Raw genomic sequence first — 409 nt, forward strand, 5'->3', positions numbered from 1 at the left:
CAATAGAACCAATCACAATGGGAATACCGCAAAGTACGATAGCCACCCACGCAATATCAAAAGGCAGTATACTTTCCAACACTCTTGTCAGGCTTAAAACAAGAGTAACCACCGAAATGATTACAAAGATGAGGTTTCGTTTTTCTTCATTGACAAACATTTCGCTAATTTTTTTCCACATAACAATTCCGCAATTTATTTCAAGAATTTCGCAATTGCGTCATTCAAATCGTTGAGAACTTTTTTATCGCTTTTTTTACGGCTTCGGCGACACAATGATCGATATGGTCTTGCATAATGATCCGTCCAATATTGTTGACGGCGGAACGAACAGCGGCTAATTGTATTAAAACTTCACTGTAATTCCGCCCTTCCTCAACCATTTTTTTACCGCTTCCATATGCTCTGT

2 protein-coding genes are annotated in these 409 nt (G+C 38.6%); both read right to left on the reverse strand.

Annotated elements, in window-relative coordinates; genetic code table 11:
- Window positions 1-181: hypothetical protein (locus ACYVRH_RS14830; protein WP_461257624.1), on the reverse strand; the 181-nt coding region annotated here is incomplete at its 3' end.
- Between the two features lie 43 nt (window positions 182-224).
- Window positions 225-409 (reverse strand): metal-sensing transcriptional repressor (locus tag ACYVRH_RS14835; RefSeq protein WP_461257625.1); only part of this gene is annotated, 185 nt, incomplete at its 5' end.

It is taken from the genome of Treponema sp. R80B11-R83G3, assembly GCF_054786115.1.